The organism is Intestinimonas butyriciproducens, from assembly GCF_016901775.1.
GTDB lineage: Bacteria > Bacillota > Clostridia > Oscillospirales > Butyricicoccaceae > Pseudobutyricicoccus.
Window position 1 is genome coordinate 1 of record NZ_JACJKW010000066.1, and the last position, 252, is coordinate 252.

Consider the following 252-nt stretch of genomic DNA (forward strand, 5'->3'; position numbering starts at 1 on the left):
AAACAGAGTATCCCGTAGCAGTCATGTGCAAATTCTTCGGAGTATCCAGAAGCGGCTACTATGCCTTCGTTCATCGCCTTGGCAAGCCGGAGAAGGATGCGGCTCTTGCTGAAGTTATTGCACAACAGCGGGAACGCAGTTACCGCACCTACGGTTATCGGCGGATGTGGCTGTGGTTAAAAAGCCAGAATATTTTCTGTAATCCGAAAACCGTGCTGCGGATTATGAAAAAGTATGATCTGCTGTCTGAAA

At 48.0% G+C, this 252-nt stretch carries 1 protein-coding gene; it reads left to right on the forward strand.

What is annotated here, in order from left to right; all coding sequences use genetic code 11:
• On the forward strand, window positions 1–252 hold a 252-nt coding region (locus tag H6A25_RS12600), incomplete at both ends, for an IS3 family transposase (RefSeq protein WP_204752459.1).